Origin of the sequence: Undibacterium sp. Di24W, from assembly GCF_049340325.1 — a bacterium.
In the GTDB taxonomy this organism is placed as follows: Bacteria; Pseudomonadota; Gammaproteobacteria; order Burkholderiales; family Burkholderiaceae_D; genus Undibacterium.
The window spans coordinates 20,211-34,562 of record NZ_JBMPOP010000002.1; the positions used below are offsets into that span (position 1 = coordinate 20,211).

Annotated in this window: 11 protein-coding genes; 5 read left to right on the forward strand and 6 right to left on the reverse strand. The window is 47.6% G+C overall.

Features of this window, described 5'->3' with window-relative positions:
* Positions 1-40 precede the first annotated feature (40 nt).
* A complete protein-coding gene (locus ACO0KZ_RS03555) occupies positions 41-685 on the forward strand; it encodes a hypothetical protein (protein WP_422992815.1) in 645 nt (214 codons plus the stop codon).
* 39 nt (positions 686-724) lie between these two features.
* Here the strand turns inward: ACO0KZ_RS03555 and ACO0KZ_RS03560 are convergent, their stop codons facing one another.
* Entirely contained in the window at positions 725-1,132 is a 408-nt protein-coding gene (locus ACO0KZ_RS03560; protein WP_422992817.1) for a BLUF domain-containing protein, read from the reverse strand.
* A gap of 200 nt (positions 1,133-1,332) precedes the next feature.
* A complete protein-coding gene (locus tag ACO0KZ_RS03565) occupies positions 1,333-3,840 on the reverse strand; it encodes a zinc-dependent metalloprotease (RefSeq protein ID WP_422992818.1) in 2,508 nt (835 codons plus the stop codon).
* Between the two features lie 389 nt (positions 3,841-4,229).
* Between ACO0KZ_RS03565 and ACO0KZ_RS03570 the strand changes: the two genes are divergently transcribed.
* Genes ACO0KZ_RS03570 through ACO0KZ_RS03580 form a run of 3 tightly spaced genes read left to right on the forward strand, consistent with a single transcriptional unit; the run spans position 4,230 to position 7,842 of the window.
* The gene (locus ACO0KZ_RS03570; protein ID WP_422992820.1) at positions 4,230-5,018 is read left to right on the forward strand and encodes a substrate-binding periplasmic protein; all 789 of its coding nucleotides are present in this window, start codon (positions 4,230-4,232) and stop codon (positions 5,016-5,018) included.
* Between the two features lie 54 nt (positions 5,019-5,072).
* On the forward strand, positions 5,073-6,437 hold the full coding sequence (locus ACO0KZ_RS03575) for an MATE family efflux transporter (protein ID WP_422992822.1): 1,365 nt from the start codon (positions 5,073-5,075) through the stop codon (positions 6,435-6,437).
* Positions 6,438-6,468: 31 nt separating this feature from the next.
* Positions 6,469-7,842 (forward strand): DUF6624 domain-containing protein, encoded by a 1,374-nt coding sequence (locus ACO0KZ_RS03580; protein WP_422992824.1) that lies wholly within the window; start codon positions 6,469-6,471, stop codon positions 7,840-7,842.
* 17 nt (positions 7,843-7,859) lie between these two features.
* Here ACO0KZ_RS03580 and ACO0KZ_RS03585 read toward each other — a convergent pair whose 3' ends face one another.
* The 3 genes from ACO0KZ_RS03585 to ACO0KZ_RS03595 all read right to left on the reverse strand — a co-directional run bounded on the left by ACO0KZ_RS03585 (position 7,860) and on the right by ACO0KZ_RS03595 (position 11,617).
* Complete coding sequence (locus tag ACO0KZ_RS03585) at positions 7,860-9,890, reverse strand: UvrD-helicase domain-containing protein (protein WP_422992826.1); 2,031 nt, start codon at positions 9,888-9,890, stop codon at positions 7,860-7,862.
* A 133-nt stretch (positions 9,891-10,023) separates the two neighbouring features.
* Positions 10,024-10,914 carry a pirin family protein gene (locus ACO0KZ_RS03590; RefSeq protein ID WP_422992828.1) on the reverse strand — a complete coding sequence of 297 codons (891 nt, stop codon included), beginning with the start codon at positions 10,912-10,914 and terminating at the stop codon, positions 10,024-10,026.
* Positions 10,915-11,017: 103 nt separating this feature from the next.
* Positions 11,018-11,617: an FMN-dependent NADH-azoreductase gene (locus ACO0KZ_RS03595; protein WP_422992830.1), complete on the reverse strand. Its 600-nt coding sequence runs from the start codon at positions 11,615-11,617 to the stop codon at positions 11,018-11,020.
* A 150-nt stretch (positions 11,618-11,767) separates the two neighbouring features.
* Here ACO0KZ_RS03595 and ACO0KZ_RS03600 point away from each other — a divergent pair, with 150 nt between their 5' ends.
* The gene (locus ACO0KZ_RS03600; RefSeq protein ID WP_422992832.1) at positions 11,768-12,685 is read left to right on the forward strand and encodes a LysR family transcriptional regulator; all 918 of its coding nucleotides are present in this window, start codon (positions 11,768-11,770) and stop codon (positions 12,683-12,685) included.
* A gap of 77 nt (positions 12,686-12,762) precedes the next feature.
* Here ACO0KZ_RS03600 and ACO0KZ_RS03605 read toward each other — a convergent pair whose 3' ends face one another.
* Positions 12,763-14,175 (reverse strand): Gfo/Idh/MocA family protein, encoded by a 1,413-nt coding sequence (locus ACO0KZ_RS03605; protein ID WP_422992834.1) that lies wholly within the window; start codon positions 14,173-14,175, stop codon positions 12,763-12,765.
* Positions 14,176-14,352: the final 177 nt, after the last annotated feature.

Sequence of the window (14,352 nt, forward strand, 5' to 3'; positions counted from 1 at the left end):
CCTAAATTATAGTTTTTCAGGTCAACATGAAAAACAGCCTATGTACAACAAGCTCATTAATCACTTACCTTCAGGAACATTGTCCTTCGATGTCGATCAGCTATTCACTGATTTTGACTATCTTGGTTTGTTTAAAAAATACGGGTCTTGCTGTCTATTCATCAATAGTCTGTTATGCAGGGCTTTACGTAAAAAACAATACCAAGCAGAACTCATTGTCTGTTATGCGAAGTTAGAAGACGAACAGCGAACAATCTTACTAGGCCATCCAAACTATATTGCACCTGGCCAACTCGCAGGCCATGTATTTTGTCTCGTCGACAATCAATATCTAATTGATTTTGGACTTGGTAACTTACGAAAATTCGATCCCTATTTTGCCCAAGCAGTCGCGTGTACAACAAGCGAAGATGCAAGCTATATCGCCAGTACCACAACAAGCTCTCAGAAAAAATTGACTTGGCTAGGCAATCACACAATACCTGATCTAAAAATCGCAATTCATGCGCAGGAGTCTGGGGTGGTGAAGGCAATGAGCTCCATAGAAAAATTCCAAAGCGACCGGCTCGGTCATTGTGTACGGAAAACTCTGAACCCTATGCATCGACAATCTGGGACAAGCATAATTTCAACGCAATCAAACAATTGGCCACTGAAAAATTTTGACGATACTTTGCAACCCTAACAATATACTGACACCCACGTCTTGCAAGAACAGGCGGCGTTAATATCCTCCTAAGATTTTTAAAATTTCCAAGGCTATCTGTGGCTGGGCTTTGAAATGGCTGAAGTCATCTTCAAAATAAGCTGCATAAGCTGGAAAGCTCGCCAGTTCTTCGTCTAGCAAGTGACGAAAGCCCATATTCCAATGTTGAAAGTAATGCGCTTCGATTTTTTGTTCCAGCAATAGCGTCACATGCTCGTGCCGGGAATCGACTTTAATCTGGGCAAATGTTGCATGCACTACTTTGCTATCTCCCTCCAAAACTTGCAGGAAGCGCTTATTCGTATAGAGCAACATACCAGTAATTGTATGCGCCGTATTATTTCTAACGGCATGGCTGTGGATAGACTTAAGTACCGACTCATCACCGCGGAGACGACTGACATACACCAATTGAATCAGACTCATGATGACCTCGCATTAAAGAACATTGTGTCGACTTCATTCTAAACCTAAAACAGACATGTGCAAACGCGCCTAGTGTTTTCGTCAGATTAAACGAAATATCTTTGAGAAATATCGACCTAGGTCACAATGTTTTATTGCCCTTTCGAGACGCGGATACGCATTCTGTATCCACGTCCTTTCAGAACTAGAATCATGCCACATTAAATTGGTGCGCCTGGCGGTATCGGTGGTAGCGGGCGCAATTTTACGCTCGTTGGATCACGCAAATATGACGAAATTAGCTCGGCCGCTTGTTTACGACTACTGGCACTACTACCCTTCGTCGGATTTTTCTGCAGCCAAGAGCCCAATTCAAAAACTACCTGACGCACCTCAGCCTGAACTTGCGGGTGTAAGCGGCCGCTATCTAATAAATTCAAAGTTGCATCGAGTATCACCCAATTTGCTGCCAATTGCACTGCCTCTCCTGCCACCAAATGACTTGGGATGGGCTCGCGTTTCCAAGTTTGATCAAACACTTGTTTGAATAATTCGGTGACACCTAGCTGCTGCGCATCGTTTGCCTGCTGCCACGCTAGACGATTGATTCTTGCCGCATCAAACAAGAACATACTGGTTTGCGCTGCGCCCGCTTCCACCGCTGACAAGGCATCAAACACCACATTCATACGACCAGAAAAATACTCAGGCGTACGACTAAAGCCTTCGGATTGCGGTGTCAAAATATCCAATACATTTTTTGGCAGTGCCAAATTTTCGGCACGCAAACTGCTCACCATCTTTTGTAGCGCCTGTCTTTGCACCGCTGCCGCTACAGTTTTAACGCCCGCCTGCACGCGCCCCGAATTCACATCTTGCGCTGTACCATACTCATATTCACCACCCGCAATCAGGCGTGCGACAGCTTCGGTCTGATAACGATGCAATAAATAGACCGGCACCAAGCGCGCTTCCAATTCGCCAATTTGACGTTGCGGTGGTAATACCGCCGTCGAGAAATTATTCAAAGCGCGTTGACGCACCGCCATTAAATGATCATATGATTTCACCGAATCAGCACCTAGATCCCACAGTAGACCATTTGGATGTGCCGCTCCTGGCGAGCGTGAGTCGGTATCCGACACATACTGCAGGCCAGCGGCTTTAGCAGCTACCCGCAATTTAGCTAAAGCCTCGTCTTCATTCTGGCCAGGAAAGTTCGCGTATAAATGTTGGATCACAAAATTATCCCAAGGACCGACACCCACGCCATAGGCATCTTTCAACTCCACTTCGCCCTTATTATTTAAACCCAACAAAGGATGCGGATAATCCATCACAGAGCCATTGCCCTGGCGACTAGGGGCGAAATTATGCGCAATCCCTAATGTGTGACCGACTTCATGCGCAGCCAATTGACGCAGGCGCGCTAAGGCCATCTGCTCTGCAGCGTTTTTCTTTTCATTACTCGTGCTTTTGCCATAAGGCGCCAGTAAGCTCTCGGCAATCAAGATGTCCTGACGCACACGCTGCGATCCTAAAGTTACAGCACCTTTAATGATTTCACCTGTGCGCGGATCACTGACAGCGTTACCGTAGGACCAGCCGCGTGTTGCTCTATGTACCCACATAATGGTGTTATAGCGGATATCCATAGGATCAACGCCTTCAGGTAATAGCTCAACCCTATATGCATCCTTGAAACCCGCTTTTTCAAACGCACTACTCCACCAGCGCGCACCTTCTAATAAAGCGGAACGTACAGGTTCTGGCGTACCCCGATCCAAATAATACAGAATAGGTTTTTTAACCGTACTCAGTGCAGCATTAGGATCGGTCTTTTCTAAACGATGCCTTAACTGCCAACGCACGTGTATGCTATCCGCTAAGGGGGTGGCGAAATCCATTTTTTCACTGTCTATGCCGCCAGAACCCGGGTGATAAGTACGCGGTACAAAACCTTCGGGCAAACGGATCAAGCTGATATGCTGATGTACACGCAAACTCTTGGCATCGGCCGCGACCTGACGCACATACTGACCTTCGCCACCGCCGGCCAAAGTTAACACCGCTTCCAGTTCCGTATTATCGGGAAAAGACTTCGCTTGTTGACTGAGCACCGCACTGCGTTTTTCGTCGAGCGTATAGTTACCTTGGCGAGTACGGCTCAAGCTATCCGCGACGCCATGCCGGTCTGCCACTAAGAAAGTAGAAAAATCAATCAGATAACGAGGTTTCCCAGCGACAGTTTCGTTTGCCAGAATATCGCCAGCCCACAACACTGCACCAGCGAAAGCCTCACGCACCGAAGCTCGTTCGTCCGCATTTGGCGAATCCGCCACGAAACGTGTATTCTCCTGAACCAAAAATAGACGTTTGCCGTGTCGTTCAAAACGTACTAACTTGCTACCACCTACTTGACCTCGATCCAAGCCGACATCGTTCGATCCCAAACCAAAGGGTAATGACGTCACCAATAAGAAAGGTTTATCCAGCTCAGTCACCGCCAATAAGATCTTAGCCTGTTCTGAACTACTCCAGATATCAAACAGGCCTGTCTGCTTTTTCATACCTATCGTTAGTGCGCCAAAATCGCCGAGGTCGACGCTAGCTGCAATCGGCGCTTGGCGTGCCTCAGCCTCCATGCCTCCCAGTGCCAGCACAATGCTAGATGCCAAGACGGTTAACAACATTTTTTTTGACTGCCGTACAGAAATAAACACGGACATAAGTTTTCCTATTGAGCGATATTGAAAATATGAGATATGTTGAAGGTACTCGTAGGAGCTTGGACTGGGGAATCTGTGATTTAGTTGCGTCGAGACACCAACTTTACTCAGAATAATTCGACATTTGAGACAAAACTATCTTTACTTTAACGCACTTCCTGGAAAGTCCATGGTTGTGTGTATTTCACGAAGATAATTGACGGCAAAGTGAATCATGCCAAAAGTACTTTGCAATTAAAAAATGATTTAAACGATACGCAATGCGGCACCATAGTTTAGTCAAATGATGCTTTCGATACCTCACATATTTGCTGCACTGTTATCAAAAAAAAAGTAACAGCCTCCAAGACTCTTGCTACAATCAATGACAACATCGAGCGAGTGACAGTATGAAACTACGTGGTATTTTTATTCTGGTTCTATCTTTGAGCGTGGGTTTAAGCGCCACACTGGCTTGTGCACAGGAACGCGTTAAATTACAAACCATAGAAGAGTTTGACCGCGACGGCAAACCTGTACCGTTGTCAAAAGCGACCACAGATCTCCTCAGTTATATAGAAAAGACCTTAACTATCCATTTTCAAATTCAGCGTGTCCCTTGGAAGCGAGCCATGAGCAATGCGCTGAAAGAGGATCTGGTATTAATGGGCATGTCAATCAACAAAGATCGCCTCGATAAGTATCTGTTCTCTGATGCGATCAACGCCAATGGTAATTGGTTAGTGACGCGCTGCGACTCTCGATTCCCGTTTGACAATTTACAAGACTTAAAAGGTAAATTAATCGGGATAGTAGCCGCCACCAGTGCGGGCGACGCGTTCGACGGACAAATAGGCAAGTTGTTTAATGTGGAAAACGATATCGGCGCAGGTATCTCGCGTCTGCAGAAACTAATGGCGAAACGTATGGCTGCTTTGGTTTGGCATGACAACGTCGATGCACCACTTAAGTTGGAAAACGGAATAAACCTTAGCTACACCCGACGTGGTTTATCCAACACCACAGGCGATCCGAAACCGTTTTGCGTACTACCAAAACCTATTTCCATAGTCAGTAATCATTTTGCCATGCGCATCTCGCCCGCCAATCGACAACTACTAGATCGCATCAATCAAGCGATGGCAAAAGGGCGAAAAGAGGGTGCAATTCCATCCACCGTTGCAACTATTTTGAATTAATCCGCTACACTGCCACCTTTGTTCGAAACTCCCACCTCAACAGGCAATAGCGTCATGGCAACTGCACCAGAATCCAACCAGATCAATCGTAAATTTCTAGAAGGTTCCACCATGCGCCATGTCATTAATATGACGGCGACAGGTTCGGTTGGATTGATCGCAGTCTTCCTGGTTGATGTCCTAAATCTGATTTATGTATCTCAACTAGGCAAACACGAAATCACCGCAGCAATAGGTTATGCCAGTACTTTACTGTTCTTTCACACCTCGATTGGCATCGGCTTATCAATCGCAACGACGGCAGTGGTATCACGCGCGGTTGGCGCGGGCGAAATGCAGATCGCGAAACAGCTGGCAGGAAGTGCGCTCTATCTGATCGCTGGCATCAGTAGCATTTTGGTCTTACTTACGTATCCCCTGCTATCGACCTTTCTGAATTTGCTGGGAGCGCAAGGTGAAACAGCGGTACTGGCAAAACGCTTCTGCGCAATCGTACTTCCATCGCTGCCTTTACTGTCTTTAGGTATGGGTTTAAGCGGTCTTTTGCGCGCAGTCGGTGATGGCAAACGTGCCATGTATGTGACGCTGGGTGCCGCAGCTGCAACAGCAATACTCGATCCCTTGTTTATTTTTAGTCTGCAATTGGGTTTGGATGGTGCTGCCTACGCCAATATTGTTGCCCGTTTGGTCTTAGCGGGTGTTGGCTTTTACGGCGTACTTAGAGTCCATCAACTGTTCGCACGACCAACGCCAACTATTTTCCACCGTAGCGCCAAGGCCTTTGCCAATATTGGCATCCCGGCGATTATGACGAATATCGCGACCCCGTTCGGCAATGCTGCGGTCACTACCGCTATAGCGAAGTATGGTGATTCCGCGGTAGCAGGCTGGGCAGTCGTTTCACGCTTAATTCCCATGGCATTTGCCGGCTTATTCGCGCTATCCGGCGCGATCGGTCCCATTTTGGGACAGAATCTCGGCGCCAAACGATTTGACCGCCTGCGCTCTACTATGCGCGATAGTTTAAAACTCACTTTGATTTATGTATTGGTCGTGTGGTTCTTCCTTGCCATAGGCAGTTCCCTGATTGCTAAAGCCTTTGACGCTCATGACTTGGGACGTGATGTCATCGTATTCTTTTGTATTTTTGTCGCCGGTAGTTTCCTATTTAACGGTAGCCTGTTCGTGGCCAATGCGGCGTTCAATAATCTGGGCTATCCGCTGTACTCGACAGCACTCAATTGGGGGCGTGCCACGATAGGCGTGATTCCCTTCGTCTATTTCGGCGGCTTGTGGTTCGGCGCACGTGGCGTCATGGCAGGCTACGGACTCGGTGTGGTTTTCTTTGGTGCACTTAGTGTCTGGTTGTGTTTTCGAGTTCTACACAAAATCGAACTAGATCAGGTCAAACACAATTAATTCACGCTCTTTAAACGTATTACGGTGGCTCATGAAAAAATGGATAATCGCTGCATCTATTGCATTGGCAAGCGCTTCGGTGCTCGCACAAAACTACAACAGTATTATTCAACAAGCACGCAGCGCCCTCAATAAAAAAGACTACAAGACGGCGAGCGCTCAGTTCCAATTGGCCTTTGCTCAGCAACAAGACAATTACGCAGACCTCTATGACGCCGCCTGTGTTGCAGCATTAACAGGGGACAGAAATCGCGCTTTTGAATGGCTAGATCTCAGTATCGAATCTGGTTGGTTAAATCTGGAACACTTAAAAGAAGACAGCGATTTAGTCAGCTTACATGCTGACCCACGCTGGAAAAAAACAGTAGCCCGTCTGCAGACCAAGTTGGCAGAACAAGAAAAGAAGTATGACCAAAAACTCAAAGCACAGCTAGAGCAAATCTTTTATCAAGACCAGAACCTACGCAATCAACTAGCGACGATCGCGCAAAAATCAGGTTATGAGTCAGAGCAGGCTAAAGTACTGTGGAAGCAGATAGACGAAAAAGATGCTCTCAATTTCAAAGCAGTTGAAGCAATCTTAGCGGAACACGGTTGGCTTGGCCCGAAACAAGTCGGGTCCAAAGCTAGTGAGGCGCTATTCGCGGTTATCCAACATGCAGATAAAGAAGCCAGGCGTAAATATGTACCGATGATGCGAGAAGCGGTAAAAGAGAAAAAGGCAAGAGCCGATTCCTTAGCACTAATGGAAGACCGCATTGCACTTGAGTCAGGAGAGAAACAAATTTACGGCAGCCAATTAAGCAGTGTCGACGGTAAGATGGCGTTGCGTCCTACTGAAGATCCAGATCATCTGGACGAGCGTCGTGCTGCGATAGGCATGAGTCGCATCGCTGACTACGTGGCGAACTGGAAACTTGAGTGGGATTTAAATGCCTTCAAAAAACGTATGGCGATCTATGACGCCGAACAAATTCTAAGGTCAGAAGACTTCAAAAAATTTACCGATGTACTGTGGCGTGGCGAACTTCGCTATCTCGATTACAGCAAAAATATTTGGGTCAGTATTCCTTCTAATTTACGCGTCAGTCAAACGCCACAAGATCCGGCAGTATGGTTGTGGAGTTACGGTTATGATGACGAACCCCATGCCAATGCAAAGGATGGCGTTCGCTTATCACAAGATGGGAAAAAGCTTGGTGAAGAGCAAATCGTTTCTCGTATGAACATGCCTGATGGCGGTCTTAGAATTGTGACCAAGATGTCCGGGCAAGATGATAATCGCCCTGCCCAATTTCGCTTCACTTATACCATCAAAGATGAAAGTTTCGAGCGTAAAAAAGAAGTCAAACTAGTCAATGCTGACGACTATTTTGTGCGCCATGTCTATTCTTGGAAACGATGAATTTAATTCATCTCGACTTATTCTTTAGGCCGGCTTAATAAAGCCTTCAAGTTTGCCAGGCGATTTTGCGGCGTGATCACTTCCTCTTCGGTAGGAAGTGCATCACCTTCATCGAGTTTCATTTCTTTAATGAAGCGCGATGGATCGCAGTGAACCGATTCACCCGCGCGTTTGCGTTTTTTGCACCAAGTAACGTGCAAGCTGCGTTGGGCGCGGGTAATGCCGACATACATCAAACGCCGCTCTTCTTCTATGCGTGCTGCTATGGTTTCCACTGGCGCGTCGGGATCGCCCTTGTGCGGCAAGATGCCTTCTTCAACACCAACTAAAAATACGTGGGGATACTCCAGTCCTTTTGACGCGTGCAGCGTTGACATGCGCACCGCATCCGGGTCTTCATCCTTGCCTTCCATCATGGTCATTAAAGCGACCATTTGGGTCAAATCTAGCAGGCTACGATGTTCGTCGGTACCTTCTTTGCCGCCATTGCCTTTTTGCTTTAGCCATTGTGTGAAATCGAGCACGTTTTGCCATTTACTTTGCGCAGCTCTGTCATCAAAACTGTCGTACAAATAAGCTTCGTAATTGATTTCTTTCATCAAATCGTCCAGCAATTGCTCGGCGTGACCTTCCCTGTGTGCATGCGCTTCCACATGATTGATGAAGTTACAGAACTCACGTAAAGGTCGCAACTGTCTGTCGGTCAGAATTGCCTCGATACCGCCTTTGAACACGGCTTCAAACAAGGAACATTGCCACTGCCCCGCATAAGAACCGAGCGCCTCGAGGGTCGCTTGTCCGACGCCACGTTTCGGCGTCGTGATAGCACGAATGAAGGCAGGATCGTCTTCTTCATTCGCGATCAAACGCAGATAAGAAATAATGTCTTTGATCTCGGCACGGTCAAAGAAACTCTGCCCGCCAGAAATCGTGTAAGGAATGCGTTCTTTACGCAGCGATTGTTCAATCACACGGGCTTGGTGATTACCTCGATACAAAATCGCATAGTCAGCCCATGCAGCCCGCCTTTCAAACCGGTGAGCGGAAATCATGATCGCAACTTGTTGTGCTTCTTGCTCATCGTCTTGCATACCCATGACTTTCACGGGATCACCCAAGCCATGTTCCGACCATAAGGCCTTGTCGAACAACTTAGGATTGTTACCGATCACGGAATTGGCTGCCTGCAAAATGCGGGTACTGGAACGATAGTTTTGCTCGAGCTTAATGATGCGCAAATTCGGAAAATCGACCTGCAAGGTTTTCAGATTTTCGATCGTCGCACCGCGCCAGGCATAGATCGCCTGATCATCATCACCTACTGCGGTGAACATAGGTTTTTTGCCAATGCCAGTCACTAGTAGTTTCACCAACTCATATTGGCAGGTATTGGTATCCTGATACTCATCCACCAATAAATAACGCAAACGCCGTTGCCATTTATCACGCACTTCTTCATTTTGACGAAACAGTTCTACCGGCAAGCGAATCAAATCGTCAAAATCAACTGCCTGATACGCCGATAAGGTCGCCACATAACTACGATACACGCGGGCCGCCTGCGCTTCGTCTTCATCCCGCGCCTGTTGCAGTGCTTGTTCAGGATCAACCAGACCATTCTTCCATAGGGACATGGCAGTTTGTATGCGGCGTATCAATTGCTTATCTGTGGTAATTGCGAGGTCTTGCACCAACGAGAAACAATCATCACTGTCCATAATCGAGAAGCGATCTTTCAGACCTAAGGCACGTGCCTCCTGCCGTAAGATTTTTACGCCCAGAGAATGGAAAGTAGAAACCGTTAGCTTATTTGCCTGTTTAGGCTCTTTCAGCAATTTCGCAATCCGCTCTTGCATCTCCAAGGCAGCTTTATTCGTAAAAGTCAGCGCCGCGATATGCTTGGGATCGTACCCATGCAACTCGATCAGATTACAAATTTTCTGTGTAATGACCCGCGTTTTACCCGAACCGGCTCCTGCCAGAACGAGGCATGGGCCATCCATATAATTGACTGCATCGCGTTGGGGTTGATTTAAACCGTGGGACATGAGAACGACCGGATTGCTATTAAGGCGCTATTGTAACCGCTGGCGACCCTAAGCCTACGACCGTCTAAACAAGGTCGGAATAAGTTCCATTTAGGCAACACTAAGTGCATCCTGATCCAGATACATGGCGGTATTAATCAATAGCTACCAATTTACCCTGACGGAAATCATCAATCGCTTTAAATATCTCTTCTTGCGAGTTCATCACAAAAGGGCCGTATTGCGCAATGGTTTCCCCTAGTGGTTTACCTGCGATCAGAATAAATCGAGCCGCTTCATTCGACTGTATCTTCACGCCATCGGCTAGTGGCCATTTTTTTAAAATCGCCATACGCTGCAAAGGGACTTGCTGCTCGCCGATTCTGACCTCACCGCGATACACATAAATAAAAGCATTGAAATCGGCAGGTATGATTTGCGAAAAACTGCTACCTGCTGGCATAGTCACATCCAGATAAATCGGCTCAGTCGTGGCTCTTTGCATCGCTCCCGCGACTCCATGACTTTGACCTGCGATGACGCGAACTTTGACGCCTTGCTCGGTAATCAATTCGGGAATATCCGCATTCTTAAAGTCACGATACCAAGCGGGCATCATTTTATCTTTCGCAGCCAGATTCAACCAAAGCTGAAAACCCTCCATACGGCCATTTTCCTGCTCGGGTAACTCTGAGTGAATCACACCGCGCCCAGCTGTCATCCATTGCACGCCGCCGTTTTCCAGCAAACCCTCATTGCCAGCACTATCACGGTGGCGCATGCGACCTTCCAACATATAGGTGATCGTCTCAAAACCACGATGCGGATGATCAGGAAAACCCGCGATGTATTCGTCAGGATTATCACTGCCAAACGCATCTAGCATCAAAAAAGGATCCAAACGGTATTGATAAGGCTGCGTTAATACCCGCGTCAGTTTCACGCCAGCGCCATCGGAGGTCGCTTGTCCAACCACTAATTGTTCAACGGCGCGCGAAAGATGAACGACTTCAGCGACAGTTTCTGGTGTGTTGACGGTGTTCATTTGGTTTTCCTTTTTTATGCAGTAAGGTACGGCTACGGCATCATTTAAACAATAAAGGTGTGCACAGCGCACCCTACGCTTACCGCTCGAATTTCAGACAAAATTATGCAATAGCAGCTTCAATTTGAGCTTGTGCATCACTAATCGCACGTTGTTCGCCTTCAGTGCCCATCGCCAAGCCTTCAGCATAAATGAATTCCACATCGGTCATGCCAAGGAAGGCAAAAAAGTTTTTCAAGTAAGGCATTTGCGTGTCGTTCGGCGTATTGCGGTACAAACCACCACGGGTCAACACGACGTATACTTTTTTGCCTTTCAACAGACCTTCTGGGCCGGTCGCTGTGTAACGGAAAGTCACTTGAGCACGGGAAATCGCGTCAATCCAGTTTTTTAGTTGCGAGGAAATACCAAAGTTATACATAGGGGCGCCGATCACCAAGACGTCCGAGGCCTGCACTTCAGCGATCAAGACATCATCCAAAGCCACGCGTGCTGCCTGCTCAGGACTGCGTTGATCGGCAGGTGTGAACAAAGCCTGCAAAGCGACTTCGTCCAAGCTTGGTTGTGGTGTCACGGCTAGGTCACGCATACTGAAGTTTGCATTGGAGTGCTGTTCACGTAAGCGTGCGCTCACTTGATTAGCTAAATTAGTAGAATGAGAACCGGCAACACGGGCGCTGGAATTGATTTGCAAAATGTTCATGGTAATGCTCCTTTGAGTTTGGACTGCATCGTTCGGTGCAGATGTAGGTACTTTATACGTTCCAAAATCGAAGCAGAAGAGCGTAAAATGGATATGATTGTTCCATTTGTGAACCAATATCAAATTCAAAACTCAATACGGAATTTCGCTATGAACCTCGACCCCAATGACCTCTTGCTGTTTGCCCGTGTCGTCGCAGAAGGTAGCTTTAGCCGTGCGGCGGAGCGTTTGAGCATGCCTAAGTCCACATTATCACGTCGTATCACTGCTTTAGAAGCACAGCTAGGCGAGCGCTTACTATTGCGAACAACTAGAAAATTAGTCGTCACAGATTTTGGGAATGTGGTTTTGACACACGCTCAGCAGGTCACTTCTGAGGTTGAAGCAACACTGGCTCTGACACAACAACGGCAGGTACAACCCAGCGGCCGTTTGCGCGTTTCTATGCCAGCAGACTTCGCCAACGAAACGATGACCGCGTTGATCACGCGATTTTTGCGCCAGTATCCGGCAATCACACTGGAGTTAGATTTGTCGCCACGTCGGGTCGATATCATTGGCGAAAATTTTGATTTGGCAATACGTATGGGCCGCTTGCCCGACGATGCCTCGCTGGCAGCACGCCAGCTCGCGATGTTTTCAGCGGCTATGTATGCGGCACCTAGCTATTTGGAGCAGCATGGTGAACCGCAAGAACCAGAAGCCCTAATGGAGCACCAGACTTTGCGCTTATTGGCTCGTAATGCAGAACCAGCAGTTTGGCGTTTAAAGAATGGAACTCAAAGTTGGGAAGGTGTGCCGCCCGGCATCGCCACCGCAAACTCACCGGAAATGTTACGCCGCCTCGCCTTAGCAGGACTTGGCATCACTTTAATCTCAGAACATTTTGCGCAATGCCATTTGCACGATGGTAGCTTGATTCGAGTACTTCCTGACTGGCATTCACCTGAATTCAATGCTTGGGCGGTATTTCCAGGACGACGCCTGATGCCTGCCCGTACGCGTGTCTTTATTGATGCGATGGTAGAGGAATTTGCTAACGATACGGATAATAGAACCTGCCGCTAAGCTCTTAACTGGGAACACAAATGCGCACGAAGAATCATTTTCCCCGTGCGCATTTTTTTAGGTGACAGCGCGCTACATCAGGCAATAATCTTCAAAGGACTGGTCGTTTTCCAGTCTCCACGCGTGAAATCGGGGAATACTTGAGAATTACCGTCTTCTACAACCGATTTTTCGCTCAAAGGTCCGACCGCTGACCACAGGCAGCCTTCATAGACATTCTGATCCAGTGGCTCCGCTTTGCGCAGGCATTCAATAATGCGGTACAACATTAAGAAATCCATGCCACCATGGCCGCCCATTTTTTTGGACAACTCGCCTAGGCGCACGTACAAAGGATGTTCGTATTTCGCAGCGATCGCTTCCCACTCTTTACCTTCTGCCCAGTTATGATAATTGCTGGTGATGCCTTCAACTGATATCCGGTTTGGGAAGCCGGCCAATACGCCGTTCACACCCATAATCATATTGTGACGAGAATAAGGGCGAGGTGTGGTTTCATCCCACTGCACCATGATGGTTCTACCCATCGCGGTTTTGATGATAGAGGTATTTTGATCACCGCCTTTAAAATCCAATTCTTTGAATTTTGGGCTGGTCAACTTGGTCGACTTTTGCGCGTAGGCGGCGCGACCTTTAGCCGGTGTGGAGAAAGAAGAAATCCGTCCAAACGTGTCTTCACCACGCGCCAAATTCATGTACTGCGCGACGGGACCTAAGCCATGTGTCGGGTACAAATTACCATTGCGTTTGGCATATTCAAAAGTACGCCATGATCCGGTCGAATCGCCATTCTCCATCTGGAAACGCAAAGCGTGAATATACGACGCTTCGCCGTGCAATAAGTCGCCAAGTACACCTTGACGCACCATGTTCAGGTACAACAACTCTTCCCGTCCATAATTAACATTTTCCAGCATCATGCAATGGCGTCCAGTCGCTTCAGACACGTCAACCATATCCCACATTTCTTGCAAAGTAGTTGCGATCGGGACTTCAACAAAAGCATGTGCTCCCGACTTCATCGAGGCGATCGCCATCGGCGCGTGCGTGCTCCAAGGTGTCGCGATAAACACCGCATCCGGTTTGGTTTCTGCCAGCATCGTACGCCAACCGTTTTCATCACCAAAGTAGACTTTGGGTGTATGTCCAAACTTCACCACTGCCGCTTCCGACTTTTTGGCACGTACCTCAACCAGATCAGCGATACCAACAAATTGAACACCCTCAATCGAAGCCAATTGCGCCGCATGCCCAGAGCCACGCGCGCCGACACCAATAATGGCGACCTTCACTTTATCGAGTTTGGGTGCTACAAAGTCACCCATATATTTTGCGCCAGCAGCACGCTTCGCTGAAGATGTTTTAACGGGTTTCGTTTGCACATTCGTTTGTGCATTCGCAGATAGACTTCCCAGACTGGCTAGGCCTGCAGTGAGGCCACTCAGAGTATGTAAAAAACCGCGACGCGCTGTTGTGGTCGTTGATGTCATGTTGGTATCACATTTCGTAAAGTTAGAGTAGATTGGACGACATGGCGTTTTTACCTAGTCTCTTTATTATTAGTAAAATCAGTCAATTTAAGAACCTGCAAACTTTAAATTAGCACCTACAAAAAATGATCTCGCCCCAAGGGTTCGCTACAGAAAAGATTTGAATGCAGCAAAACA